This is a genomic window from Pseudomonas sp. 5P_5.1_Bac1 (genome assembly GCF_025466015.1).
Classification (GTDB): domain Bacteria; phylum Pseudomonadota; class Gammaproteobacteria; order Pseudomonadales; family Pseudomonadaceae; genus Aquipseudomonas.
Window position 1 is genome coordinate 75,116 of record NZ_JANLNX010000036.1, and the last position, 25,539, is coordinate 100,654.

Genomic DNA, 25,539 nt, shown 5'->3' on the forward strand with positions numbered 1-25,539 from the left:
GCAAGCGGCTCAAAGAACGTGAACATTTGTGATATCTCCGAATAGGGAAGGATTGCCCGCTGATTCGGGCACCTGAAACTCTCAAACAAGAAAGCGCTGACGTCACGCAGGCCCTTTCCTCGAAGCCTGTAAGACCCAGCCCTTTTCGACCAAGCGTCTACCCGAGACCCGCGGCCCTTCCATTTGCCCAATCCCCGTTTACTATGTGCGCAATTTTTCCGAGGTCTTCCCCCATGCAAATTGCCCTGGCCCCGATGGAGGGGCTGGTCGACAACATCCTGCGCGACGTTCTGACCCGGGTCGGCGGTATCGACTGGTGTGTCACCGAGTTCATTCGCGTCTGCGACCGGGTGCTGCCCGCTGCCACGTTCCACAAAATGGCACCGGAGCTGGAGCAGGGCGCGCGGACGGCCGCAGGGGTACCGATGCGTGTGCAATTGCTCGGCTCCGATCCGGTTTGCCTGGCGGACAACGCCGCGCTGGCCTGCGAGCTGGGCGCGCCGGTGATTGACCTGAACTTCGGCTGCCCGGCCAAGACGGTGAACAAGTCTCGCGGTGGGGCGGTGCTGCTCAAGGAGCCGGAATTGCTGTTCCGCATCGTCAGCGAGGTGCGCAAGGCGGTGCCGGCGCATATTCCGGTGACCTCGAAGATGCGCCTGGGCTTCGAGAGCCCGGACGGCGCGCTGGACTGCGGCCGGGCCCTGGCCGACGGTGGCTCGGCGCATCTGGTGGTGCACGCGCGGACCAAGGTCGAGGGCTACAAGCCGCCGGCCCATTGGGAGTGGGTGGCCAAGGTGCAGGACGTGGTCAAGGTGCCGGTGTTCGCCAACGGCGAGGTCTGGACCCTGGACGACTGGCGGCGCTGCCGCGAGGTCAGTGGCGTGAAGGACATCATGCTCGGCCGTGGCCTGGTGTCACGACCGGACCTGGCTCGACAGATCGCCGCGGTGCGCGATGGCGTGGATTTCCAGCCGCTGGACTGGCAGTCGTTGTTGCCGCTGATCCAGGTGTTCTGGCTGCGGGTTCGCGAAGAGATGACCCCTCGCCAGGCGCCGGGCCGTCTCAAGCAGTGGGTGGCGATGCTGACCCGGACCTATCCCGAAGCCGTCGCACTGTTCAATGAACTGCGTCGCGAGACCGACTGTGATCGGGTCGGCCTGCTGATCGATGTGCCACCGCCCGTCGCTGCGGCGTAGGAAAATTTTCTCGACAGCGCTTGAAATAATTCTGGTGGTCCATATCTAGGGAGTACGCGATGCCGAAGTCGGGTCGCGTCAATCTCAACTCGCTGATATTTCAGGAGATGTACCATGACCACCGCTTTTTCTCTGGCTCCACTGTTCCGTCATTCCGTTGGTTTCGACCGTTTCAACGACCTGTTCGAATCCGCGGCGCGTAATGAGTCGGGTAGCAGCTACCCACCCTACAACGTTGAAAAACATGGCGATGACCACTATCGAATCGTTGTTGCCGCGGCTGGCTTCCAGGAGCAGGACCTTGACCTGCAAGTGGAGAAAGGCGTGCTGACCGTCACGGGCGGCAAACGCGACAGCAGCAACGAAAGCGTCACCTACCTGCACCAGGGCATTGCCCAACGTGCGTTCAAGCTGTCGTTCCGTCTGGCTGACCATATCGAGGTCAAGTCGGCGGCACTGGCCAACGGGCTGCTCAGCGTCGACCTGCTGCGGGTCGTGCCGGAAGAAGCCAAGGCCAAACGTATCCCGATCAACGGGGACAAGCCTGCTCTGAACTAAGTGGGTGAGCTGTGAAAAAGGGCGCCGTAATGGCGCCCTTTTTTGTGGCTGCAAGAAAACCGGAAAATCAGTAGTCCGCCGGCGTTTCCAGCAGCATCGCGCGAAACGCGCTGAGGGGCAGCGGCCGGCTGTGCAGGTAGCCCTGATACAGGAAGCAGCCCTGGCGCAGCAGAAAGTCCAGTTGCTCGGACAATTCCACCCCTTCGGCGATCACCGTCAGCTCCAGGCTGCGGGCCATGGCGACAATCGCGCGGACGATTTCCGCATCGTTGGAGTCCACCGGTGCGTCGCGCACAAACGACTGATCGATCTTCAGCGTGTCCACCGGCAGGCGCTTGAGGTACGTCAGCGAGGAATAGCCGGTGCCGAAGTCGTCCATGGCGAAGCTCACCCCCAGCGCTTTCAACTCGCGCATCTTGCTGATGGTGTCTTCCAGGTTCTGGATGACGATGCCTTCGGTGATCTCCAGCTTGAGCATGTGGTAGGGCAGGCGATAGTCGTCAAGGCTGCGGCGGACCCGCTCGACGAAGTCGTTCTGACGGAACTGCCGCGGGCTGATGTTCACGCACAGGCTGAAATCCTCGGCGTCGATCAGGCGGTCCTGGAGCATGCGTGAGCAGGCGTCGCAGGCTTCATCGAGGATCCAGTTGCCGACTTCGAGGATCATGCCGCTTTCTTCCAGCACCTGAATGAACTGGCTGGGCTGTTGTTGGCCGAGCAGCGGATGGTGCCAGCGCAGTAGCACTTCGGCGCCGACGATGCGGTTGTCGCGGGCATCCACCTGGGGCTGGAAATGCAGCGCCAGCTCGCCGCGGGTCAGCGCCATTCGCAGGTCGCTTTCCATGCGCAGGCGCTCGCTGGCGGCTTTCTGCATGGTGGTGTGGAACAGTTGCGTGGTGTTGCGGCCAGAGTCTTTGGCACGGTACAGCGCAATGTCGGCACGTTTGAGCAGGTCGGCCGGGGTCGAACCATGGTCGGGAATCAGCGCTACGCCGATGCTCGGGGTCACCTGCAGGCGCTGGCCGTCCAGTGACATCGGTTCGGCGAGCAGCTCGCGCAGGGTGTCGGCCAGTTCGCGCACCTTGTCCGTGACTTCCTCGCGGCTGCCTTCCAGGCCGCTGAGCAGCACCACGAATTCGTCGCCGCCAAGGCGCGCCACGGTGTCTTCCATGCGCACGCTGGCTTCGAGGCGCGCGGTGATGATCTTCAGCACCGTGTCGCCCACCGGGTGGCCCAGCGAATCGTTGATGTGCTTGAAGTGGTCGAGGTCGAGGAACAGCAGGGCGCCGCGCAGGTTGTGGCGCTTGAGCAGGGCAATCTGCTGGCTCAGGCGGTCCATCAGTAGTGCGCGGTTGGGCAGGTTGGTCAGGGGATCGTGATAGGCCAGGTGGCGGATCTGGGCCTGGGCGTTCTTCAACTGGCTGACGTCCCGGGCGGTCAGCAGCAAGCAGTCGGTTTCATTAAGCGTGATCGGCTCGACCGAGACTTCCAGGGTCAGCAGCTCGCCGCGCTTGCTGCGCCCGAGCATCTCGCGATGGTTGACCCGGCCGCGTTCCTGCACCTCGGCCACCAGCATCGCGTGCTGTTTGTCATCGGCCCAGACACCCACTTCGTGGGCGCTGCGCCCGAGTACTTCGCCCGCGCTGTAGCCGGTCAGCCGGCAGAAACCGTCGTTGACTTCGACATAGCGCCCGCTGTCGCGCTCGCTGATGGTGATGGCGTCGGGGCTGGAGTGAAAGGCCTTGGCGAATTTCTCCTCGCTGGCCTTGAGCGCCGCTTCGGCGCGCTGTTGCTGGGTGATGTCGCGCAGGGTGGTGACGCTGCAGGTCTGCTCCTCGACCTTGATCAGGCGGCTGGAGATCACGCAGGTCAGCGGATGGCCGTCCTTGTGGTTGACCACCACGGCGACATTGTTCAGCGCCTGGTCGCGGATCACCTGTTCGATGCGTTTGGCGCGCTCGGCCGACTCGGCCCACAGGCCGATTTCCGCAGCATTGCGCCCCAGCACCTGTTCGGCGGTCCAGCCGAAGGTCTGGGTGAAAGCCGGGTTGACCTCGATGAACTGGCCGCTGTCCTGGCGGGTGACGCAAATCGGGTCGGGGCTGACCTGGAACAGGCCGGCGAATTTCTCTTCCGAGCTGATCAGGCGCTGCTCACGCTCAACCTGATCAGTGATGTCCAGCAAGGTGCCGGCCATGCGCAGCGGGTTGCCATGCTCGTCGCGGTACAGGCGGGCCCGGCTTTCGAGGAAGCGCGAGCTGCCATTTTCCAGCTGGATGCGGTAGGTGATCTGATAATTGCCCGCCGGCCCTTCGCGCAGGCTGCGGTAGGCCTGGCGCATGCTGCTGCGGTCGGATTCCGGCACGCCTTCGAAAAATGCGTCGAAGGACTCATGGAACGGCACCGGGCCCAGCCCGTGCAACTGCGCGGCGCGGGCCGAGCCATAGAGCATGCCGCTGGGGATATGCCAGTCCCAGGTGCCCAGTTGCGCCGAGTCGAGGGCCAGGTCCAGGCGTTCCTGGCTGTCCTTGAGGGCTTGCTCGGCGCGTTTGCGCTCGCTGGTATCGATAAAGGTGCTGAGCAGGTAGGCCACGCCCTCCAGCTCGATGGTCTGGGTACAGAGGATGCCGTCATGAATCTGCCCGCTGCTGGAGCAGAACTGCACTTCGAGAATCACCGGGCCATTGTTGTCGCGGGTTGCCTCCAGCACCTGGTAACGCTGCGGGGCATGGGCCCACAGGCCGAGCTCGATGGTGGTCTTGCCGATGACCTCCTGCGCCGGCCAGCCCAGGGTTTTCTCGAAGTGCTGGTTGACCTCGTGAATCAGCCCGTCGGACCGACGGCTCAGTAGCACCACGTTGGGGCTGAGCTGGAACAGCGTGGCAAAACGCTTTTCCGAGTTGATCAGCGCCGCCTCGCGCTCGCGCTGGCGGGTGATTTCGCGAATGACACCGATCATCTGCGGACGGCCGTGCTTGTCCTTGGTCAGGCTGCCGTTGATTTCCAGCCAGTGCAGGCTGCCGTCGGGCCAGCGGATGCGGTGGCGCATCGCTTGCTCCAGCGGTTCGCCGGCCAGCACCGAGTGAAACGCCTGCAGGGTGCGGTCGCGGTCTTCGGCGGGCAGCAGGTCGAGGTAGTCCAGGTCCTTGGGCAGCGGTACGTCCGGATCGTAGCCGAACAGCGCCTGGGTGCCCCGGGACCAACTGATCCTGCCGGTCTCGACATCCCAGAACCAGGCGCCCAGGCGGGCACCGTTGAGGGCGGCCAGCAATTGCGGCGCATTTTCCCAGGTCTGCTCGGACTCCTGGGGATCCGCCGCGTGGATACGCGGCAGCCGTGGAAAACGGTGTGATTTGGACATCGATACCAGACCTTTGGCGGATACGCTTCCTTGGTACAGGCCTTCCAGGGATACCGGCGGCCTCAGGGTTGTCTCGCTTGGCTGTCGAGCAGTGCCATAAAGGCTCTGGCTGCATTCGATAACGTTCGTTCCGTGTGCAGAATGTAGCCTAGCTGGCGAGACAGCTGAATGCCCGGAAGAGTGACGGGAACTACCTGCTCATCGAGCATTGTTCGCGGCAATACGCTCCAGGCGAGCCCGATGGAAACCATCATCTTTATGGTTTCCAGATAGTTGGTGCTCATGGCGATGTTCGGCACCAGCCCTTGTGCTTCGAACAAACGCTGGACGATATGGTGGGTAAAGGTGTTTCCGCCGGGAAAAACCGCCGGGTGGTGGGCGATATCGGCGAGGCTGACCACGTCTTTGCAGGCCAGCGGATGCTCCGGCGCCACCACGAAATCCAGCGGGTCATCCCACACCGACACGGCGCGGACCAGGTTGTGAGGTTCTGGCGCCAGGGTAATGACGGCGATTTCAGCGCGGCCGTGGAGGATTTCTTCGTAGGCTACTTCCGAATCGAGGAACTGGATGTCCAGGGCGACGGCCGGATACTGCCGGGTGAAGGTCCGCAGCAGCGGCGGCAGGCGGTGCAGGCCGATGTGATGGCTGGTGGCCAGGGTCAGCCGGCCGCTGACTTCGCCGGTAAGGTTGGTCAGGGCGCGGCGGGTGTCGTCCAGCACATTGAGAATCTGATAAGCGCGCGGCAGCAAGGCGCGTCCGGCCTCGGTCAGACTGACCTCGCGGCCGAGGCGATCGAACAACCGTACGTCGAGTTGTTGTTCGAGGCCGGCGATGCGTTTGCTGATGGCGGGCTGGGTCAGGTGCAGCCGTTCTCCGGCCCCGGAGAAGCTGCCAGTCTCGGCGATGGCGATAAAAGCATTGAGGTTTGCCAGATCCACGTTTTCAGATTCCCTTTGGTTATCCAAAGCATAAAAATTATGAATTTGAGTTATTCAATCTAACGCCATAGCATCAGCCGTACAAGCCAAGTGGTTATTGGCATAGAAAGACGCTGATGAGGAAAGCCTGATGGCCGGCAAAACGCTCTACGACAAGCTCTGGGATTCGCATTTGGTCAAACAGCGCGACGATGGTTCGGCGCTGATCTACATCGACCGTCACATCATCCATGAAGTGACCTCGCCGCAAGCCTTCGAAGGCCTGCGTCTGGCAGATCGCAAACCTTGGCGTATCGATGCCAACATCGCCACCCCGGACCACAACGTACCGACCACGCCTGAGCGCAAGGGCGGGATCGAGGCCATCGCTGACCAGGTGTCGCGTCTGCAGGTGCAGACCCTCGATGAAAACTGTGACGAGTATGGCATCACCGAATTCAAGATGAATGATGTGCGTCAGGGCATCGTCCACGTCATCAGCCCGGAGCAGGGCGCCACCTTGCCGGGCATGACCGTGGTCTGCGGTGACTCGCACACCTCGACCCACGGCGCGTTCGGCGCGCTGGCCCACGGTATCGGTACCTCCGAAGTGGAGCACGTGCTGGCCACCCAGTGCCTGGTCGCCAAGAAAATGAAGAACATGCTGGTGCGCGTCGAAGGCCAGTTGCAATTCGGCGTGACCGCCAAGGACATCGTTCTCGCCGTGATCGGCAAGATCGGCACCGCCGGCGGCAACGGCCATGCCATGGAATTCGCGGGTAGCGCGATCCGCGACCTGTCCGTCGAAGGCCGCATGACCATCTGCAACATGTCCATCGAAGCCGGCGCCCGTGTTGGCCTGGTGGCCACCGACGCCAAGACCGTCGACTACGTCAAGGGCCGCCCTTACGCGCCGAAAGGCGAGCAGTGGGATCTCGCGGTGGAAACCTGGAAAGACCTGGTCTCCGACGCCGACGCCGTGTTCGACACCGTGGTTGAACTGGACGCCGCCGAAATCAAGCCACAGGTCAGCTGGGGCACCTCGCCGGAAATGGTGCTGGCCGTCGATCAACGCGTGCCGGATCCGGCTGCCGAGAGCGATCTGGTCAAGCGTGGCTCCATCGAGCGCGCCTTGAAGTACATGGGCTTGAACGCCAACCAGGCGATCACCGACATCCAGCTCGACCGCGTCTTTATCGGTTCCTGCACCAACTCGCGCATCGAAGACCTGCGCGCCGCCGCGGAAATCGCCAAGGGCCGCAAGGTCGCCGCGACCATCAAGCAAGCCATCGTGGTGCCGGGCTCTGGCCTGGTGAAAGCGCAGGCCGAGCGCGAAGGCCTGGACAAGATCTTCCTCGAAGCCGGCTTCGAATGGCGTGAACCGGGCTGCTCGATGTGCCTGGCGATGAACCCGGACCGCCTGGAGAGCGGCGAGCATTGCGCGTCCACCTCCAACCGGAACTTCGAAGGCCGCCAGGGCGCCGGTGGTCGTACCCACCTGGTGAGCCCGGCCATGGCCGCCGCCGCCGCCGTCACCGGCCGTTTCATCGATGTACGCGAGTTGATCCAAGGGAGCGCAGCATGAAAGCCTTTACCCAACACACCGGCCTTGTCGCTCCGCTCGACCGTGCCAACGTCGACACCGACCAGATCATTCCCAAGCAATTCCTGAAGTCGATCAAACGCACCGGTTTCGGTCCGAACCTGTTCGACGAATGGCGTTACCTGGATGTCGGCCAGCCGTACCAGGACAACAGCAAGCGTCCGGTCAACCGCGACTTCGTCCTCAACCACGACCGCTATCAAGGCGCCAGCGTGTTGCTGGCCCGCGAAAACTTCGGTTGCGGTTCGAGCCGCGAGCACGCCCCGTGGGCGCTGGAAGAATACGGTTTCCGCAGCATCATCGCGCCGAGCTACGCCGACATCTTCTTCAACAACAGCTTCAAGAACGGCCTGCTGCCGATCATCCTCAGCGACGAAGAAGTCGATGAGCTGTTCAAGCAAGTGGAAGCCGATCCGGGTTATCAACTGAGCATCGACCTGCAGGCACAGACCGTCACCCGTCCGGATGGCAAAGTGCTCGGCTTCGAAATCGATGCGTTCCGCAAGCACTGCCTGCTCAACGGCCTGGACGATATCGGCCTGACCCTGCAGGACGCCGATGCCATTGCGGCCTTTGAAACCAAACATCGTGCCAGCCAGCCGTGGTTGTTCCGCGACGCCAAATAATGTGTTGACCCTATCGCTGGCTTGCCAGCGATAGCGGCCTCCGGAGACAGAAGATGACCAGCAGCAGCCACAAGGACGTTGTCCAGCGCCAGTTCGGCGAACAGGCCAGCGCCTACCTGAGCAGTGCCGTGCACGCCCAGGGCACCGAGTTTGCCTTGCTCCAGGCCGAGCTACGCGGGCATGAAAACGCCCGTGTTCTCGACCTGGGTTGCGGCGCCGGTCATGTGAGTTTCCATGTGGCACCGCTGGTCGCCGAGGTGGTGGCCTACGACCTGTCGCAGCAGATGCTCGACGTGGTCGCCGCCAGCGCCGCCGAGCGCGGCTTCGGCAATATCGTCACCGAACGCGGTGCCGCCGAACGCCTGCCGTTCGCCGATGCTTCGTTCGATTTCGTCTTCAGCCGCTACTCGGCACACCACTGGAGCGACCTGGGCGTGGCCCTGCGCGAGGTTCGCCGGGTGCTCAAACCGGGCGGCGTAGCGGCTTTCATCGATGTGATGTCGCCGGGCAGCCCGCTGCTGGACACCTACCTGCAAAGCGTCGAAGTGCTGCGCGATACCAGCCATGTGCGCGATTATTCCGCCGCCGAATGGCTGCGTCAGGTCAGCGAGGCGGGCCTGTTCGTCCGCAGCCACACTCGTCAGAGCCTGCGTCTGGAGTGGGCCTCGTGGGTCGAGCGGATGCGCACGCCCGAGCCGATGCGCGCCGCCATCCTCCAATTGCAGCAGGCCATGGGCGAAGAAGTGCGGCAGTATTACCGGATCGAAGCCGATGGCTCCTTCAACACCGATGTCCTGGTGCTGTGGGCCGAGCGCTGAAATCACACTGAATTTTCCGGCGTGCCACGTGGGCGCGCCGCTTGAATTGAATAGAGGAAAGCATGAGCAAGCAGATTCTGATTCTCCCGGGTGATGGCATTGGTCCGGAAATCATGGCCGAAGCCGTCAAGGTGCTGGAACTGGCCAACGACAAGTTCCAGCTCGGCTTCAGCCTCGAGCACGACGTGATCGGCGGCGCTGCCATCGACAAGCACGGCGTGCCGCTGGCCGACGAAACCCTGGAGCGTGCGCGCAAGGCTGACGCTGTTCTGCTGGGCGCCGTGGGCGGTCCGAAATGGGACAAGATCGAGCGTGACATCCGTCCTGAGCGCGGCCTGCTGAAGATCCGTTCGCAACTGGGCCTGTTCGCCAACCTGCGTCCGGCGATCCTCTACCCGCAACTGGCCGATGCCTCCTCGCTGAAACGTGAAATCGTTTCCGGCCTGGACATCCTGATCGTCCGCGAACTGACCGGCGGCATCTATTTCGGTGCACCGCGCGGCACCCGCGAGCTGGAAGGCGGCGAGCGCCAGTCCTACGACACCCTGCCGTACAGCGAGAGCGAAATCCGCCGTATCGCCCGTGTGGGTTTCGATATGGCCCGCGTGCGTGGCAAGAAACTCTGCTCGGTGGACAAGGCCAACGTACTGGCGTCCAGCCAACTGTGGCGCGAAGTGGTCGAGGAAGTCGCCAAGGACTACCCGGACGTCGAACTGAGCCACATGTACGTCGACAACGCCGCCATGCAACTGGTGCGCGCGCCGAAGCAATTCGACGTGATGGTCACCGACAACATGTTCGGCGACATCCTGTCGGATGAAGCGTCCATGCTCACCGGCTCCATCGGCATGCTGCCGTCGGCGTCGCTGGATGCCGACAACAAGGGCATGTACGAGCCGTGCCACGGTTCGGCGCCGGACATCGCCGGCCAAGGCATCGCCAACCCGTTGGCGACCATCCTTTCGGTGTCGATGATGCTGCGTTACAGCTTCAACCAGCAGGCCGCCGCCGAGGCGATCGAGAAGGCCGTCAGCCTCGTGCTGGACCAGGGGCTGCGTACCGGCGACATCTGGTCGGACGGTTGCAGCAAGGTGGGAACGCAGGAAATGGGCGACGCAGTAGTCGCAGCGCTGCGGAATCTGTAATCTCTCTGGCCCGCTGTCGAAATCACAACCAAGACAGCGGCCCACTTTTAGCGAAGGTGTAGTTGCGATGAAACGTGTAGGTCTGATCGGTTGGCGTGGAATGGTCGGTTCCGTGCTCATGCAGCGGATGCTCGAAGAGCAGGATTTCGATCTTATCGAACCGGTGTTCTTCACCACTTCCAACGTCGGTGGCCAAGGCCCGGCAGTGGGCAAGGACATTGCTCCGCTGAAGGATGCCTACAGCATCGACGAGCTCAAGACCCTGGATGTGATCCTGACCTGTCAGGGTGGCGACTACACCAACGAGGTTTTCCCGAAGCTGCGTGAAGCTGGCTGGCAGGGTTACTGGATCGACGCCGCTTCGTCCCTGCGCATGCAGGATGACGCGGTCATCGTTCTGGATCCGGTCAACCGCAAGGTCATCGACCAGCAACTGGACGCCGGCACCAAGAATTACATCGGTGGCAACTGCACCGTCAGCCTGATGCTGATGGGCCTGGGCGGCTTGTTCGAAGCCGGCCTGGTCGAGTGGATGAGCGCCATGACCTATCAAGCGGCTTCCGGCGCCGGCGCGCAGAACATGCGCGAGCTGATCCGCCAGATGGGCGCTACCAACGCGGCCGTTGCCGATGAACTGGCCAACCCGGCCAGCGCCATCCTCGACATCGACCGCAAGGTCGCCGAAGCCATGCGCAGCGACAGCTACCCGACCGAGAACTTCGGCGTACCGCTGGCCGGCAGCCTGATCCCGTGGATCGACAAGGAACTGCCGAACGGCCAGAGCCGCGAAGAGTGGAAGGCCCAGGCCGAGACCAACAAGATCCTCGGTCGCTTCAAGAGCCCGATCCCGGTTGATGGCATCTGCGTGCGCATCGGCGCCATGCGCTGCCACAGCCAGGCGCTGACCATCAAGCTGAACAAGGATGTGCCGCTCGCCGACATCGAAGGCATGATCAGCCAGCACAACCCTTGGGTGAAACTGGTGCCGAACCAGCGCGAGATCAGCATGCAGGAGCTGACCCCGACCAACGTGACCGGCACCCTGAACATCCCGGTCGGTCGTCTGCGCAAGCTGAACATGGGTTCGCAATACCTGGGCGCCTTCACCGTGGGCGACCAACTGCTGTGGGGCGCGGCCGAACCGCTGCGCCGCATGCTGCGGATCCTGCTGGAGCGTTGATCGCTTCGCGGTAAAGTCGAAACCCGCGCTGGAGACAGCGCGGGTTTTTTGTTTTTTGTGGGATCGAATCCAAGTAAAGTGCCGCTCCCGCATAATCCGGGACTGCTTTCGCAGTTCATCGCGAGCAAGCTCGCTCCTACGGTTCTAGCGACATCCCTGTAGGAGCGAGCTTGCTCGCGATGAGCTGCCCAGCAACCCAACCGGCCAGAGAGACCCCGAAATGACCCAGCCCATCGATATCGCCGTCATTGGCGCCACCGGCACCGTCGGTGAAACCCTTGTGCAGATCCTCGAAGAACGCGACTTCCCGGTGGGCACCCTGTACCTGTTGGCGAGCAACGAATCGGCTGGCAGTTCCGTGGCCTTTCGCGGCAAGAACCTGCGCACCCGCGAGGTCGATGACTTCGATTTCGGCAAGGTCCGCCTGGCTTTCTTCGCCGCTGGCCCGGCCGTCACCCTGAGCTTCGCGCCCCGCGCGCAAGCCGCCGGTTGCGCGGTGATCGACCTCACCGGCGCGCTGCCTGCCGATCAAGCCCCTGCCGTGGTGCCGGAAGCCAACCCGCAGGTGCTGGACAACCTGAAAGCACCGCTGCAATTGCACAGCCCGAGTTCCGCCGCGGTAGCCCTGGCCGTGGTGCTGGCGCCGTTGAAAAACCTGATCAGCCTGGAGCGTGTGCACGTCACCGCCTGCCAGGCCATCTCCGCCCAGGGCCGCGAAGCCGTCAGCGAACTGGCCCGGCAAACCGCCGAGTTGCTCAATGCCCGTCCGCTGGAACCGCGCTTCTTCGACCGGCAAGTAGCCTTCAATCTGCTGCCTCAGGTCGGTGCCAGCGACGAGCAAGGACATGGCCTGCTGGAGCGTCGTCTGGTGCGCGAGTTGCGCGAATTACTGGACCTGCCTTTACTCAGCATTTCAGTGACCTGCATTCAAGTCCCGGTGTTTTTCGGCGATAGCTACACTGTGACCTTGAACACGCGCGAGGCGGTGGATCTGCCTGCCGTGAATGCGGCGCTGGAAGCGGCTGAAAGTATCGAACTGGTGGAGGCGGGGGATTATCCGACGCCGGTGGGTGATGCAGTAGGCCAGGATGTGGTGTATGTGGGCCGCGTTCGCAGTGGTATCGACGAGGCGCAACAACTCAATCTCTGGCTGACAACCGATAACGTGCGCAAAGGCGCGGGTTTGAACGCCGTACAGGTGGCTGAATTGTTGATAAAAGACCTTGTGTAAAAGATACTTGGCGACACTTTGCACACTGAGCGTTAAATGCCGGAAATAACTTTGCTCCGGCATTTATCAACAGTTCGAACATGGCAGTGGTCATGTCGGTACCAAGCCTCAAGGCGGTTCTTCACTTCTTCTCGGTGCCCGGGGAAGTTTCAAACAAAGGATGAGGTCATGCTTCGAATTCGCAAACTGGTGTTAGCAATAGCCGCAGCGTCGGCGCTGTCTTCCGGTATGGCGCATGCCCTCGGGTTGGGCGAATTGACCCTCAAGTCGGCGCAGAACCAGCCGTTGGACGCCGAGATCGAACTGCTCGATGTACGTGACCTCACTGCCGCCGAGGTCAAGCCGAGCCTGGCGCCGGCAGACGAATTCAGCAAGGCGGGCGTCGCACGCCAGACCTTCCTCAATGACCTGACCTTCACCCCGGTGATCAACCCGGCGGGCAAGAGTGTCCTGAAAGTGACCTCCAGCCAGCCGCTGCCAGAGCCGATGGTCAAATTCCTGGTCCAGGTGCTGTGGCCCCAAGGCCGTCTGCTGCGCGACTACAGCGTACTGATCGACCCATCCAAGTTTTCCCCTGAAGCCGCCAAGGCCGCCGGCGTGACCCCTGCGGTCAGCGCGCCGGGCAACTACACCACCATGCGCCGCGACACCTTGTGGGAAATTGCCTCGCGCGCGCGTCAGGGCGGCTCGGTGCACCAGACCATGCTGGCGATCCAGGCGCTCAACCCGGATGCCTTCATCAACGGCAACATCAACCAGCTCAAGACTGGCCAGGTCCTGCGCATGCCGGACCAGCAACAGATCCAGAACATTCCGCAGGGCCAGGCGGTAAAAGAAGTCAACGAACAGTACGCCGCCTGGCGCCAGGGCCGTCGTCTTGGGCCGCAGGCGCGGCAACTGGATGCCACCCGGCGCAACACGGCGCAGCCCGCGCCGGCGCGTGTTGCCGAGCAGGACAACCTCAAGCTGGTCGCTCCCGCAGGCAAGGGTGCTGCCGGTGACAAGGCGTTGAGCGACAAACTGGCGACGACCCAGGAAAACCTCGACGCCAGCCGCCGCGAAGGCGACGAACTGAAAAGTCGCATGACCGATCTGCAGAGCCAACTGGACAAACTGCAGCGGCTGATCGAACTGAAAAACGACCAACTGGCCCGCCTCGAAGCCCAGAGTGGCATTCCTGTGCCAGCTCCGGCTCCTGCTCCGGCAGAAGCGGCGGTGGCGACCGCCCCGGTTATCGACGCCCAGTTGCAGCCGGCCCCGGCTGAACCTGTGGTCGCACCGGCACCCGCTGCGGTCGATACCGCGCCGGCTGACGCGGCCGCCAGCGAAGTCGCGCCGGAAAACAACGATAGCGGCCTGGACAGCATTCTCGGCAATCCGCTGCTGCTGGCGCTGATTGCCGGTTCTGCACTCCTGGCGTTGCTGCTGCTCCTGTTGCTGTTGGCGCGCAAGCGCAAGGCCCAGCAGGAGGCGGAAAAACACCTGCGCATGGCGCGCGCGCTGGCCGAGGAAACCGAACTCGGTCCAGACCTGGAACTGCCATCGAGCAGCTTCGAAGGCCTGGACATGGCGCCGCCGACCGTCAAGCTGGCCCCCGCCGTGGTCGCAGCCTCCGCCGCCGCGGCGACTGCCGCCGAGCAAGTCAGCGAGCCGCGTGTGGCGCCGGTCGCCGAGCCAGCGGTCGATCCACTGCTGGCAGAAGTCGATGAGAGCATCGCCAACGGCCGCCTGAACCACGCCGCCAACCTGCTGGAACCCGCAGTGGAGAAGGCGCCACAGCGTAGCGATCTGCGCCTGAAACTGATGGATGTCTATGCCCGCCAGGGTGACCGCGACGCGTTTGTCGGCCAGGAGCGGCAGTTGCAGGCCAATCCGCAGAACCTCGCCGCCGTCGACGGCCTCAAGAGCCAATATCCGGCCATGGTCACACTGGCCGCTGCCGGTGCGGTCGCGGCAACGGCGCTGGACGAAGAATTCGTTCAGGGGCTGCTGTCCGAAGAACCAAAACCGGAAGCCGACCTGCCCGGTGATGACGAGCTGGACAGCGCTTTTGACCTGAGCCTGGACGACCTGGACGGGCTGGAGCTGGAAACGCCGGCGGATATCGCCGCGGTCAAGGCCAGCGAAGCTGCTGCGCCGGAGCCGTCCCTCGACGATCTGGATTTCGACAGCCTGCTGCAAGACAACCCCGAAGCTCAGCCGGCACCCGCACCACAAGACGCCTCCGAGCCTGTTGCTGATCTGGACGACCTGGATTTCGACTCGCTGCTGCAAGAGCAGACCGCAGCGCAGGCGGCTCCAGAGCCGGAACCAGAGCCTGAAGTCGCTCCGGCGTTGGATGACCTGGATTTCGACAGCCTGCTGCAGGAGCACACCGCAGCCCAGGCGCAGCCTGAAGTGGAAGTCGAGCCGGAGCCTGCTCCAGCGCTGGACGATCTGGATTTCGACAGCCTGCTGCAAGAACACACCGCCGCCCAGGCGCAGCCTGAAGCGCAAGTCGAGCCCGAGCCTGCCCCGGCGCTGGATGACCTGGACTTCGACAGCCTGCTGCAGGAGCACACTGCAGCGCAGGCGCAGCCAGAGCCGCAACCAGAACCTGAGCCGCAACCCGAACCACAAGCCGAGCCGGTAACCTCCGCGGCACTCGACGACATGGACTTCGATGCCCTGTTCGAGGACGCCGACAAGGCACTGGCGGCCCAGCCGGACGATCTGGCCGACTTCGATCTTGACGTTACCGACGATGCCCCGGTGACTGCGCCTGAAGCCAGGCCACCGCTGGATATCGAGGCGGAGCTGGCGGCATTCGACAACGACCTGGGCCTGGAAGCCGACCTGCCGGATCTCGATTTGCCGGAGGACTTCGACCTGTCCCTGCCGGGCGAGTCGGATGCGGCGGCGAAGAACTTTGCCGCGGAACTGGATGACGTCAACGCCGAGCTCGACAAGCTGTCGCAGAGCCTGGAGCAGCCGCCACTCGAGCCGCACTTCACCGCTGAAGATGCAGCGGCGTTGCCGGATGATGCGGAGTTCGACTACCTGTCCGGTGCCGACGAAGTGGCGACCAAGCTTGATCTCGCCCGTGCCTACATCGACATGGGTGACCATGACGGCGCCCGCGACATCCTCGACGAGGTCAACAAGGAGGGTGACCAGGCCCAGCGCCGCGAAGCCAACGAGCTGCGTTCGAAACTGGCCTGACCGTCCGCCCCGCAAGTCCAACGGCAGCCCGGGTGGCTGCCGTTGTCGTTATAATTCCCGCCATTGTGTAAATCGACAGGCTTTATCCTCTTGGAAATCATCGACAACTCGGCCGCCGAAATGGCGGCCGAAGGCTTTTTCAGAATCGCCCTGGGCGTGGAATACAAAGGCTCCCGCTATCGTGGCTGGCAGCGCCAAAGCAATGCTGTGAGTGTGCAGCAGACCCTTGAAGAAGCGCTGTCGAGGGTGGCCGATTCGCCGGTGGCGCTGCATTGCGCCGGGCGCACCGATGCCGGCGTGCATGCCTGCGGTCAGGTGGTGCATTTCGATACCCGCGCGGTGCGCAGTTCCAGAGCCTGGACCATGGGCGCCAATATCAATCTGCCCCATGACGTCAGCGTCTCCTGGGCGAAGGAGATGCCGGCGCATTTCCATGCCCGCTACAAGGCGTGTGCGCGGCGCTATCGCTACGTCATCTACAACGACGATATTCGCCCGGCGCACCTGGGTGATCAGGTCACCTGGAACCACCGGCCGCTGGATGTCGAGCGTATGGCCGAAGCCGCCGCTCAATTGGTCGGCACTCACGATTTCAGCGCCTTCCGCGCCGGCCAATGCCAGGCCAAGTCGCCGATCAAGACCCTTCACCATCTGCGCGTTACTCGCCACGGCAAGATGATCGTGCTGGATCTGCGTGCCAGCGCGTTTCTCCATCACATGGTGCGCAACATCGCTGGCGTACTGATGGCCATCGGTGCCGGCGAGCGCTCGCCGGAGTGGGCAGGGCAGGTGCTGACCAGCCTCGACCGGCGTGCTGGCGGCGTCACCGCGCATCCGTTCGGCCTGTATCTGGTGCAGGTCGAGTACCCGGAAGAGTTCGCTTTGCCCGCGCGTTTCATCGGTCCGCATTTCCTCACCGGTTTCGAATCACTGGCGGCTGACGACCCGGCGGTCATTTGCTAACATCCGGGACTTTCGGGTTCAGTCGAGGTTCGCTGGCTATGTCTGCCGTTCGCAGCAAGATCTGCGGTATTACTCGCGTGGAAGACGCGCTGGCCGCGGCTGAAGCGGGGGCTGACGCCATTGGCCTGGTGTTCTACGCCAAGAGCCCGCGCGCGGTGACCGTGCAGCAGGCGCGGGAAATCATCGCCGCCTTGCCGCCGTTCGTGACCACGGTGGGCCTGTTCGTCAACGCCAGTCGCTGCGAACTGAGCGAAATCCTCGAGGCCGTGCCGCTGGACCTGCTGCAATTCCACGGCGACGAAACCCCGGCCGATTGCGACGGTTACAACCGTCCCTGGATCAAGGCGCTGCGGGTCCGCCCCGGCGATGATCTGGAAGCGAGCTGCAAGCTGTACGCCAAGGCCAGCGGCATTCTCCTCGACACCTACGTGGCCGGCGTGCCCGGCGGGACGGGCGAAGCCTTCGACTGGTCGCTGGTGCCGGAGCATCTGAGCAAGCCGATCATCCTCGCCGGCGGGCTGTCCCCGGACAACGTCGCCGCGGCCATCGCTCAGGTCCGGCCGTATGCGGTGGACGTCAGTGGTGGGGTAGAGCAGTCCAAGGGCATCAAGGATGCGGCGCGCATCGAAGCGTTCATCAACGCGGTGCGCCGCGGTTGAGGCGCTTCGATGTGACGGCTATCGGTGCCGCATCGTCCATAGCTTTCGCAGCCTATTGCTGCCTGACCAGGCCCGCGGGCCGGTCGAAATTGTCGGTCGGTGCCGTAGGCATCGCCCATACAGGTTGACGATGAGTCGCACTTCCTAAGGGCTTGCGCTGAATGCGCGCCACCGGATGCGGCTGATCTTCGCGACATACACGAATTGAAGCTCAAGGGCATACGCGCGACCCGGCACCCATTGCCTGCCGGCCGCCGCTACTGGAGAAATAAAGCATGAGCAACTGGTTAGTAGACAAACTGATCCCATCGATCATGCGTTCCGAGGTGAAGAAGAGTTCGGTTCCTGAAGGCCTGTGGCACAAGTGCCCGTCCTGCGAAGCCGTGCTGTATCGCCCGGAACTGGAAAAGACCCTGGACGTCTGCCCCAAGTGCAACCACCACATGCGTATCGGCGCCCGTGCGCGCCTGAACATCTTCCTCGATCCGGAAGGTCGTAACGAGCTGGGCGCCGACCTGGAACCAGTCGACCGCCTGAAATTCCGCGACGGCAAGAAGTACAAGGACCGCTTGGTCGCCGCACAGAAGCAGACCGGCGAAAAAGACGCCCTGATTTCCATGAGCGGTACCCTGTTGGGCATGCCGATCGTGGTCAGCGCCTTCGAGTTCTCCTTCATGGGCGGCTCGATGGGTGCCATCGTCGGTGAGCGCTTTGTTCGCGCCGCCAACTACGCGCTGGAAAACCGCTGCCCGATGGTCTGCTTCTCCGCTTCCGGCGGTGCGCGCATGCAGGAAGCGCTGATCTCCCTGATGCAGATGGCCAAGACCTCCGCCGCCCTGGCGCGCCTGCGTGAAGAAGGCATCCCGTTCATCTCCGTCCTGACCGACCCGGTCTACGGCGGCGTTTCTGCCAGCCTGGCGATGCTCGGCGACGTTATCGTCGGTGAGCCGAAAGCCCTGATCGGCTTTGCCGGCCCGCGCGTCATCGAGCAGACCGTGCGCGAAAAACTGCCGGAAGGCTTCCAGCGCAGCGAGTTCCTGCTGGAGCACGGCGCCATCGACATGATCGTTCACCGTCAGGAACTGCGTGCGCGCCTGGGTAACCTGCTGGCGCAGATGATGGGCCTGCCGACGCCGAAATTCGTGCCTTCGGCCATGGACGCGGTTGTCGTGCCACCGGCGCCTGCCACCGTATGACCCAACGTACCCTTGGCGACTGGCTCGCCTATCTCGAGCAATTGCACCCGTCGGCCATCGACATGGGCCTTGAACGTTCCCAGCAGGTTGCAGCACGGCTCGGGCTGGGCAAACCGGCGCCTCGGGTGGTGACCGTTACCGGCACCAATGGCAAGGGTTCCACCTGCGCCTTCATCGCTGCGCTGCTCAAGGCGCAGGGGCTGAAGGTCGGCGTCTATAGCTCGCCGCACCTGCTGCGCTACAACGAGCGGGTGCAGATCGATGGCCTCGAAGCCAGCGACGAGCAACTCTGCGAAGCCTTCGCCGCGGTGCAAGCCGCTCGCGGCGAAATCTCCCTGACTTACTTCGAAATGGGCACCCTGGCGGCGTTCTGGCTGTTCAGCCGTTCGGCGCTGGATGCGGTGGTCCTGGAAGTCGGCCTGGGCGGGCGGCTGGATGCGGTCAACCTGATCGACGCCGACCTCGCCGTGGTCACCAGCATCGGCGTCGATCATGCCGACTGGCTGGGCGACACCCGCGAATCAGTGGCCTTCGAGAAAGCCGGGATCTTCCGCCAGGGCAAGCCCGCGCTGTGCGGCGATCTCAATCCGCCGCAGCCGTTGCTGGACAAGGTTCGCGAGCTGAGTTGCCCGTTCTTCCTGCGCGGCCGTGACTTCGATCTGGCCAACACTGACCAGAACTGGCAGTGGCGGGGCGTTGACGCCCGTGGCGAGGTGGTCGAGCTGCGCGATCTGCCGTTGCTTGATTTGCCGATGGAAAACGCCGCGCTGGCCCTTCAGGCTTACCTGCTGCTCGACCTGCCGTGGGATGCCGGGCAGATCGCCCAGGCGTTGGCCGATGCGCGTATCGTCGGCCGTCTCGACCGTCGCCAGTTCGTCTGGCAGGGCAAGCCGTTGAATATCCTGCTGGATGTCGGGCACAACCCGCATGCCGCGCAATACCTGGCCGAACGCCTGGCCTCGCGGCCGGTGGCGGGCAAGCGCCTGGCGGTGTTCGGCCTGCTGGCCGACAAGGACCTGCCGGGTGTGATCCAGCCGCTGTCCCGCCAGGTCGCGCACTGGGCGGTAACCGCCCTGGATACACCGCGCAGCCGTTCGGCGGCGCAGTTGCAAGCAGCACTGGAGAACCTTGGCGCTTCGGTGCAGTCTTACTCCAGCGTTGCACAGGCTCTGGAAGGGCAGTGCGAGCAGGCGACGGCGGATGATGAAATCCTGCTGTTCGGATCATTTTTCTGTGTTGGCGAGGCCCTGCAGTGGCTGAGCCGGCAGACCCAGGGGGAAGGGGCCAATGGCGGGGCTGGATAAAGTCATCAAGCAGCGGATGGTCGGTGCGCTGGTACTGGTGGCACTGGCGGTGATTTTCCTGCCGATGCTGTTCACCAAGGAAGACGAGTTGCGTCAGGTCCGTGTCGAAGCGCCGGAAGCCCCGGCGGTCCCGGCCTTGCCGCAGGTTCAGGTGGAGCCGGTGCAGGTCCCGGAACCCCAGGTGATCCCGGACAGCAGCGTCGCGGCCCAGCCGCAGACGCCACCGGCCACGCCGATCGCGCCAGCGCCTTCGACAGTGACGGTCACGGCCCCCACGCCGGAAGCCCCGGCCAAACCAGCGGCGCCTGCTCCGGTCAAACCGGCGGCAACGCCCGCACCAACCGTCGCTACGGCGCCAGCTCCTGCCAAGCCGGCCGCCCAGGCGCCGGCATCGACCAACAAGGTCGACGGCAATGGCTTGCCGGTCAGCTGGTCGGTGCAACTGGCCAGCCTGTCCAACCGCGCCGGCGCCGACAGCCTGCAGAAAACCCTGCGTAGCCAGGGCTATAACGCTTATATCCGCTCGTCCGACGGGATGAACCGGGTCTTCGTCGGGCCGGTGATCGAGCGTGCCGAAGCCGAGCGCCTGCGTGATGTCATCAGTCGCCAGCAGAAACTCAAGGGTTTCGTGGTGCGCTTCCAGCCAGAACGAAGCTGAACTCCGCCGTCCGGCCCTGTCCGGACGGCAAATCACCGCTTACCCCCGGCCCGCCGCTCTGGTAAAATGCGCCGCCTCAACTGTTTGCAGGCCGCACCGTGGCATTTACCTGGGTCGACTGGGCGATTCTCGCGATCGTCGCCATTTCTTCGCTGATCAGTCTCAAGCGCGGCTTCGTCAAGGAAGCCTTGTCACTGCTCACCTGGATCATCGCCGGCGCCGTCGCCTGGATGTTCGGGGGCGCCGCGTCGCAGTACCTCGAAAGCTATATCCAGACGCCCTCCGCCCGTGTGATTGCCGGGTGCGCCATTATTTTCGTCGCCACCCTGCTGGTGGGGGCAATGATCAACTTTCTCATCGGCGAACTGATTCGCGTCACCGGGTTGTCCGGGACCGATCGCTTCCTCGGCATGGCCTTTGGCGCCGCGCGGGGAGCCTTGCTGGTGGTGGTAGCGGTCGGGCTGCTGAGCCTGGGACCGGTACAACAGGATTCGTGGTGGCAAGAGTCGCGGCTCTTGCCCCAATTTCTATTGGTGGCTGACTGGTCGAAGAACCTCATTCTGGGGTTGACCAGCCAGTGGCTAGCCAGCGGGATCAGCGCACCGGCTGATCTCCCGTTCAAGGAGCAGCTCCTGGGCCCTAAAACGCCTTGAGTGCTGTTCAGTCCAGTTTCATTAAGTAGGGGTTGCGTCGCATGTGTGGCATCGTCGGTATCGTCGGTAAGTCGAACGTCAATCAGGCGCTGTATGACGCGCTAACGGTCCTCCAGCACCGCGGCCAGGACGCTGCCGGTATTGTTACCAGCCATGATGGCCGGTTATTCCTGCGCAAGGACAACGGTCTTGTCCGTGACGTCTTCCAGCAGCGCCATATGCAGCGCCTGGTCGGTCACATGGGCATTGGCCATGTGCGCTATCCAACCGCAGGCAGCTCGACCTCGGCCGAGGCCCAGCCGTTCTACGTCAACTCGCCATACGGCATCACCCTGGCGCACAACGGCAACCTGACCAACGTTGAACAGTTGGCCAAGGAGATCTACGAGTCGGACCTGCGTCACGTCAACACCAACTCCGATTCGGAAGTCCTGCTCAACGTCTTCGCCCATGAACTGGCGGTGCGTGGCAAGCTGCAGCCGACCGAAGAAGACGTGTTCGCCGCGGTCACCGACGTGCACAATCGTTGCGTCGGCGGTTACGCCGTGGTGGCGATGATCACCGGTTACGGCATCGTCGGCTTCCGCGACCCGAACGGCATCCGCCCGATCGTCTTCGGCCAGCGTCACACCGACGAAGGCGTCGAGTACATGATCGCCTCCGAGAGCGTCTCCCTGGACGTGCTCGGCTTCACCCTGATCCGCGACCTGGCGCCGGGCGAAGCGGTATACATCACCGAAGACGGCAAGCTGCACACCCGTCAGTGCGCGACCAATCCGAAACTCTCCCCGTGCATCTTCGAACACGTCTACCTGGCCCGTCCTGACTCGATCATCGATGGTGTGTCGGTGTACAAGGCGCGTCTGCGCATGGGCGAGAAGCTGGCCGAGAAGATCCAGCGCGAGCGTCCGGACCACGACATCGACGTGGTCATCCCGATTCCCGACACCAGCCGTACCGCCGCTCTCGAGCTGGCCAACCACCTGGGCGTCAAGTTCCGCGAAGGCTTCGTCAAGAACCGCTACATCGGCCGTACCTTCATCATGCCGGGCCAGGCTGCGCGGAAAAAATCCGTGCGCCAGAAGCTCAACGCCATCGAACTCGAGTTCCGTGGCAAGAACGTGATGCTGGTGGACGACTCCATCGTGCGCGGCACCACCTGCAAGCAGATCATCCAGATGGCCCGCGAAGCCGGCGCGAAGAACGTGTACTTCTGTTCCGCTGCCCCGGCCGTGCGTTTCCCCAACGTCTACGGCATCGACATGCCGAGCGCCCACGAGCTGATCGCTCACAACCGCAGCACCCAGGATGTCGCCGACCTGATCGGCGCCGACTGGCTGGTCTACCAGGACCTGCCTGACCTGATCGAAGCGGTTGGCGGCGGCAAGATCAAGATCGAGCACTTCGACTGCGCGGTATTCGACGGCCAGTACGTCACCGGCGACGTCGACCAGGCCTACCTGGACAAGATCGAGCAGGCCCGCAACGACCTGGCCAAGGTCAAGACCCAGGCGGTCAGCGCGATCATCGACCTCTACAACAACTGATATAGGGAGCAACGGCATGACACAGGAATGGGATGCCGGGCGCCTGGACAGCGACCTCGAAGGGGTCGCTTTCGATACGCTGGCGGTACGCGCCGGCCAGCATCGCACGCCGGAAGGTGAGCACAGCGATCCGCTGTTCTTCACCTCCAGCTACGTGTTCCGTACCGCGGCCGACGCCGCGGCGCGGTTCGCCGGCGAAGTTCCAGGCAACGTCTATTCGCGCTACACCAACCCGACCGTCCGGGCCTTCGAGGAGCGCATCGCCGCCCTGGAAAGCGCCGAGCAGGCGGTCGCCACCTCCACCGGCATGGCCGCGATCCTGTCCACGGTAATGGCGCTGTGCAGCGCCGGCGACCATGTGCTGGTCTCGCAGAGCGTGTTCGGTTCGACCATCAGCCTGTTCGAGAAGTACTTCAAGCGCTTCGGCGTGCAGGTCGATTACGTGCCGCTGGCGGACCTGTCTGCCTGGGAACAGGCGATCAAGGCGAACACCAAGTTGCTGTTCGTCGAGTCGCCGTCCAACCCGCTGGCCGAGCTGGTGGATATCGCCGCGCTGGCCGAGGTCGCCCACGCCAAGGGCGCCATGCTGGTGGTGGACAACTGCTTCAGCACCCCGGCGCTGCAACAGCCGTTGAAGCTGGGCGCGGACATCGTCGTGCACTCGGCGACCAAGTTCATCGACGGCCAGGGCCGTTGCATGGGCGGCGTGGTTGCCGGTCGCAGCGAGCAGATGAAAGAAGTGGTGGGCTTCCTGCGCACCGCGGGTCCGTCGCTGAGCCCGTTCAACGCCTGGATCTTCCTCAAGGGTCTCGAAACCCTGAGCCTGCGCATGCGCGCCCACTGCGCCAACGCACAGGCTCTGGCCGAGTGGCTGGAGCAGCAGGACGGCATCGAGAAGGTTCATTACGCCGGGCTGGAAAGCCATCCGCAGCACGAACTGGCCAAGCGCCAGATGACCGGCTTCGGTGCGGTAGTGAGCTTCGAGGTCAAGGATGGCAAGGCGGGCGCATGGCGCTTCATCGACGCTACCCGGTTGATCTCGATCACCGCCAACCTCGGTGACAGCAAGACCACCATCACCCACCCGGGCACCACCTCCCACGGCCGTCTGTCGCCGCAGGAACGTGAGGCCGCCGGTATCCGCGACAGCCTGATCCGCGTCGCCGTGGGTCTGGAAGACGTGGCCGACCTCAAGGCCGACCTCGCCCGTGGACTGGCTGCACTGTGATCGACTGGTCGGTTGCCGAGAGCAGCCATAATGGCCGCGTGGCGCTGGTTACCGGTGCCGCTCGCGGCATCGGCCTGGGCATCGCCGCGTGGTTGATCACCGAAGGCTGGCAGGTCGTCCTGACCGACCTTGACCGCGTGCGCGGGGCCAAGGTCGCCAAGGTGCTGGGCGACAATGCCTGGTTCGTCGGCATGGATGTCGCCGACGAAAACCAGGTCACCGTCGGCGTTGCCGAAGTGCTCGGTCAGTTCGGCCGCCTCGATGCACTGGTGTGCAACGCGGCGATCGCCGATCCGCACAACACCACCCTGGAAAGCCTCAGCCTCCATCACTGGAATCGCGTCCTGGCGGTCAACCTGGGCGGCCCGATGTTGCTGGCCAAGCACTGTGCGCCGTATCTGCGCGCTCATTGCGGGGCCATCGTCAACCTGGTGTCGACCCGCGCGGGCCAGTCCGAACCCGATACCGAGGCCTATGCCGCGAGCAAGGGTGGGCTGCTGGCCCTTACCCATGCGCTGGCCATGAGCCTGGGCCCGGAGATTCGCGTCAACGCCGTCAGCCCTGGCTGGATTGATGCCCGCGATCCTTCCGTGCGCCGTGCCGAACCGTTGAGCGAGGCCGACCATGCTCAGCATCCGGCGGGCCGGGTAGGGACCGTGGAAGATGTGGCGTCGATGGTCTCGTGGCTGTTGTCGAAGAACGCGGGGTTCATCACTGGTCAGGAGTTCGTCGTCGACGGCGGCATGACCAAGAAAATGATTTATTGCTAGCTGCAAGTTTTGAGCTGCAAGCGGCAAGAGGTACGCGGTGTGTTTTGCTTTTGCTGTTCTCTTACAGCTCCCAGCTTGAAGCTGAAAATGCCTTTTTTGAAAAAAACTTCAATGGGGGTATTGACTTAGGTTCGGCACCTGCGTAAATTTCGCGGCCTCAGCGAAGCAAACGTAACAAGGCAACACAGGTTACGAATTGGGTGATTAGCTCAGCCGGGAGAGCATCTGCCTTACAAGCAGAGGGTCGGCGGTTCGATCCCGTCATCACCCACCACTTCCTGAGATGTTCCTGGCCCGGGTCGATTCGAAAGAAGCGATCTACCAGAGAGGAGCAGGACGCAAGTCCACACTGCGCAGCGGTAGTTCAGTCGGTTAGAATACCGGCCTGTCACGCCGGGGGTCGCGGGTTCGAGTCCCGTCCGCTGCGCCATTTTTCTCCAGATCGGTTTAACGACCGGTTTGAGGTCCGAAGGTCTCGAAGCCTTCAGACCAGATCCCAGTTTCAAACGGACGAAAGTCTGTGAGATACGCAGCGGTAGTTCAGTCGGTTAGAATACCGGCCTGTCACGCCGGGGGTCGCGGGTTCGAGTCCCGTCCGCTGCGCCATACTCGCCTCGAGGCCCTTGAACTCCTCGAAGCAACGAAGAAAGCGACCCTAGGGTCGCTTTTTTTGTTTCTGTCGTTTCATTTTTTCAGCGCAAATGCCTCCCCCATCGCGGCTA

At 63.3% G+C, this 25,539-nt stretch carries 20 protein-coding genes and 3 tRNA genes; 21 read left to right on the forward strand and 2 right to left on the reverse strand.

Annotated features, from left to right (window positions below; all coding sequences use genetic code 11):
- The first annotated feature begins 233 nt into the window (after positions 1-233).
- Together NTD82_RS06085 and NTD82_RS06090 are read left to right on the forward strand one after the other, a co-directional pair.
- On the forward strand, positions 234-1,196 hold the full coding sequence (locus NTD82_RS06085) for a tRNA dihydrouridine synthase (protein ID WP_175653623.1): 963 nt from the start codon (positions 234-236) through the stop codon (positions 1,194-1,196).
- Between the two features lie 114 nt (positions 1,197-1,310).
- On the forward strand, positions 1,311-1,754 hold the full coding sequence (locus NTD82_RS06090) for an Hsp20 family protein (RefSeq protein ID WP_095155636.1): 444 nt from the start codon (positions 1,311-1,313) through the stop codon (positions 1,752-1,754).
- A 67-nt stretch (positions 1,755-1,821) separates the two neighbouring features.
- On the opposite strand, the gene NTD82_RS06095 is transcribed toward NTD82_RS06090, so the two are convergent.
- Positions 1,822-5,115 (reverse strand): PAS domain S-box protein, encoded by a 3,294-nt coding sequence (locus tag NTD82_RS06095; protein WP_262128082.1) that lies wholly within the window; start codon positions 5,113-5,115, stop codon positions 1,822-1,824.
- A gap of 62 nt (positions 5,116-5,177) precedes the next feature.
- Positions 5,178-6,056 (reverse strand): LysR family transcriptional regulator, encoded by an 879-nt coding sequence (locus tag NTD82_RS06100; RefSeq protein WP_262128083.1) that lies wholly within the window; start codon positions 6,054-6,056, stop codon positions 5,178-5,180.
- A gap of 130 nt (positions 6,057-6,186) precedes the next feature.
- On the opposite strand from NTD82_RS06100, the gene leuC reads away from it, so the two are divergent.
- The 19 genes from leuC (at position 6,187) to NTD82_RS06195 (ending at position 25,423) form a co-directional block, all read left to right on the forward strand.
- The gene (gene leuC / locus NTD82_RS06105) at positions 6,187-7,620 is read left to right on the forward strand and encodes a 3-isopropylmalate dehydratase large subunit (RefSeq protein ID WP_110972199.1); all 1,434 of its coding nucleotides are present in this window, start codon (positions 6,187-6,189) and stop codon (positions 7,618-7,620) included.
- A complete protein-coding gene (leuD, locus tag NTD82_RS06110; RefSeq protein ID WP_095155640.1) occupies positions 7,617-8,264 on the forward strand; it encodes a 3-isopropylmalate dehydratase small subunit in 648 nt (215 codons plus the stop codon). Before leuC ends, leuD begins: the two co-directional genes overlap by 4 nt.
- A 53-nt stretch (positions 8,265-8,317) precedes the next feature.
- Positions 8,318-9,082 (forward strand): class I SAM-dependent methyltransferase, encoded by a 765-nt coding sequence (locus tag NTD82_RS06115; RefSeq protein WP_262128084.1) that lies wholly within the window; start codon positions 8,318-8,320, stop codon positions 9,080-9,082.
- A gap of 62 nt (positions 9,083-9,144) precedes the next feature.
- Positions 9,145-10,227, forward strand: a complete 1,083-nt coding sequence (leuB, locus tag NTD82_RS06120; RefSeq protein ID WP_095155642.1) for a 3-isopropylmalate dehydrogenase — start codon at positions 9,145-9,147, stop codon at positions 10,225-10,227.
- 67 nt (positions 10,228-10,294) lie between these two features.
- Positions 10,295-11,407 carry an aspartate-semialdehyde dehydrogenase gene (gene asd / locus NTD82_RS06125; RefSeq protein ID WP_095155643.1) on the forward strand — a complete coding sequence of 371 codons (1,113 nt, stop codon included), beginning with the start codon at positions 10,295-10,297 and terminating at the stop codon, positions 11,405-11,407.
- A 220-nt stretch (positions 11,408-11,627) separates the two neighbouring features.
- Entirely contained in the window at positions 11,628-12,638 is a 1,011-nt protein-coding gene (locus tag NTD82_RS06130; protein WP_262128085.1) for an aspartate-semialdehyde dehydrogenase, read from the forward strand.
- Between the two features lie 168 nt (positions 12,639-12,806).
- Positions 12,807-15,839 carry a FimV/HubP family polar landmark protein gene (locus NTD82_RS06135; protein WP_262128086.1) on the forward strand — a complete coding sequence of 1,011 codons (3,033 nt, stop codon included), beginning with the start codon at positions 12,807-12,809 and terminating at the stop codon, positions 15,837-15,839.
- A gap of 120 nt (positions 15,840-15,959) precedes the next feature.
- Positions 15,960-16,802: a tRNA pseudouridine(38-40) synthase TruA gene (gene truA, locus NTD82_RS06140; protein WP_095155726.1), complete on the forward strand. Its 843-nt coding sequence runs from the start codon at positions 15,960-15,962 to the stop codon at positions 16,800-16,802.
- A 38-nt stretch (positions 16,803-16,840) separates the two neighbouring features.
- Complete coding sequence (locus NTD82_RS06145) at positions 16,841-17,461, forward strand: phosphoribosylanthranilate isomerase (protein WP_262128087.1); 621 nt, start codon at positions 16,841-16,843, stop codon at positions 17,459-17,461.
- 275 nt (positions 17,462-17,736) lie between these two features.
- Positions 17,737-18,657, forward strand: coding sequence for an acetyl-CoA carboxylase, carboxyltransferase subunit beta (accD, locus tag NTD82_RS06150; RefSeq protein WP_095155647.1), 921 nt, complete (start codon positions 17,737-17,739; stop codon positions 18,655-18,657).
- Positions 18,654-19,961, forward strand: coding sequence for a bifunctional tetrahydrofolate synthase/dihydrofolate synthase (gene folC / locus NTD82_RS06155; protein WP_262128088.1), 1,308 nt, complete (start codon positions 18,654-18,656; stop codon positions 19,959-19,961). The genes accD and folC overlap by 4 nt, the downstream gene beginning before the upstream one ends.
- Positions 19,945-20,619: an SPOR domain-containing protein gene (locus NTD82_RS06160; protein WP_262128089.1), complete on the forward strand. Its 675-nt coding sequence runs from the start codon at positions 19,945-19,947 to the stop codon at positions 20,617-20,619. The genes folC and NTD82_RS06160 overlap by 17 nt, the downstream gene beginning before the upstream one ends.
- Positions 20,620-20,717: 98 nt before the next feature.
- Positions 20,718-21,272 carry a CvpA family protein gene (locus NTD82_RS06165; RefSeq protein WP_095155650.1) on the forward strand — a complete coding sequence of 185 codons (555 nt, stop codon included), beginning with the start codon at positions 20,718-20,720 and terminating at the stop codon, positions 21,270-21,272.
- Between the two features lie 41 nt (positions 21,273-21,313).
- Positions 21,314-22,819: an amidophosphoribosyltransferase gene (purF, locus tag NTD82_RS06170; protein WP_095155651.1), complete on the forward strand. Its 1,506-nt coding sequence runs from the start codon at positions 21,314-21,316 to the stop codon at positions 22,817-22,819.
- A 16-nt stretch (positions 22,820-22,835) separates the two neighbouring features.
- Positions 22,836-24,047 (forward strand): O-succinylhomoserine sulfhydrylase, encoded by a 1,212-nt coding sequence (locus NTD82_RS06175; protein ID WP_095155652.1) that lies wholly within the window; start codon positions 22,836-22,838, stop codon positions 24,045-24,047.
- A complete protein-coding gene (locus NTD82_RS06180) occupies positions 24,044-24,817 on the forward strand; it encodes an SDR family oxidoreductase (RefSeq protein ID WP_262128090.1) in 774 nt (257 codons plus the stop codon). Before NTD82_RS06175 ends, NTD82_RS06180 begins: the two co-directional genes overlap by 4 nt.
- Positions 24,818-25,015: 198 nt before the next feature.
- Positions 25,016-25,091 (forward strand) — tRNA-Val (locus NTD82_RS06185).
- Positions 25,092-25,170: 79 nt separating this feature from the next.
- Positions 25,171-25,247: transfer RNA gene (locus tag NTD82_RS06190), tRNA-Asp, on the forward strand.
- A 99-nt stretch (positions 25,248-25,346) separates the two neighbouring features.
- Positions 25,347-25,423, forward strand: a tRNA-Asp gene (locus tag NTD82_RS06195).
- The last annotated feature ends 116 nt before the right edge of the window (positions 25,424-25,539 follow it).

Excerpts from the sequence above, each read along its gene's own strand:
- NTD82_RS06085 (WP_175653623.1), top strand. The coding sequence starts at position 234 with ATGCAAATTGCCCTGGCCCCGATGGAGGGGCTGGTCGACAACATCCTG.
- NTD82_RS06090 (WP_095155636.1), top strand. The coding sequence starts at position 1,311 with ATGACCACCGCTTTTTCTCTGGCTCCACTGTTCCGTCATTCCGTTGGT.
- NTD82_RS06095 (WP_262128082.1), bottom strand. The coding sequence starts at position 5,115 with ATGTCCAAATCACACCGTTTTCCACGGCTGCCGCGTATCCACGCGGCG.
- leuC (WP_110972199.1), top strand. The coding sequence starts at position 6,187 with ATGGCCGGCAAAACGCTCTACGACAAGCTCTGGGATTCGCATTTGGTC.
- leuD (WP_095155640.1), top strand. The coding sequence starts at position 7,617 with ATGAAAGCCTTTACCCAACACACCGGCCTTGTCGCTCCGCTCGACCGT.
- NTD82_RS06115 (WP_262128084.1), top strand. The coding sequence starts at position 8,318 with ATGACCAGCAGCAGCCACAAGGACGTTGTCCAGCGCCAGTTCGGCGAA.
- leuB (WP_095155642.1), top strand. The coding sequence starts at position 9,145 with ATGAGCAAGCAGATTCTGATTCTCCCGGGTGATGGCATTGGTCCGGAA.
- asd (WP_095155643.1), top strand. The coding sequence starts at position 10,295 with ATGAAACGTGTAGGTCTGATCGGTTGGCGTGGAATGGTCGGTTCCGTG.
- NTD82_RS06130 (WP_262128085.1), top strand. The coding sequence starts at position 11,628 with ATGACCCAGCCCATCGATATCGCCGTCATTGGCGCCACCGGCACCGTC.
- NTD82_RS06135 (WP_262128086.1), top strand. The coding sequence starts at position 12,807 with ATGCTTCGAATTCGCAAACTGGTGTTAGCAATAGCCGCAGCGTCGGCG.
- truA (WP_095155726.1), top strand. The coding sequence starts at position 15,960 with ATGGCGGCCGAAGGCTTTTTCAGAATCGCCCTGGGCGTGGAATACAAA.
- NTD82_RS06145 (WP_262128087.1), top strand. The coding sequence starts at position 16,841 with ATGTCTGCCGTTCGCAGCAAGATCTGCGGTATTACTCGCGTGGAAGAC.
- accD (WP_095155647.1), top strand. The coding sequence starts at position 17,737 with ATGAGCAACTGGTTAGTAGACAAACTGATCCCATCGATCATGCGTTCC.
- folC (WP_262128088.1), top strand. The coding sequence starts at position 18,654 with ATGACCCAACGTACCCTTGGCGACTGGCTCGCCTATCTCGAGCAATTG.
- NTD82_RS06160 (WP_262128089.1), top strand. The coding sequence starts at position 19,945 with ATGGCGGGGCTGGATAAAGTCATCAAGCAGCGGATGGTCGGTGCGCTG.
- purF (WP_095155651.1), top strand. The coding sequence starts at position 21,314 with ATGTGTGGCATCGTCGGTATCGTCGGTAAGTCGAACGTCAATCAGGCG.
- NTD82_RS06175 (WP_095155652.1), top strand. The coding sequence starts at position 22,836 with ATGACACAGGAATGGGATGCCGGGCGCCTGGACAGCGACCTCGAAGGG.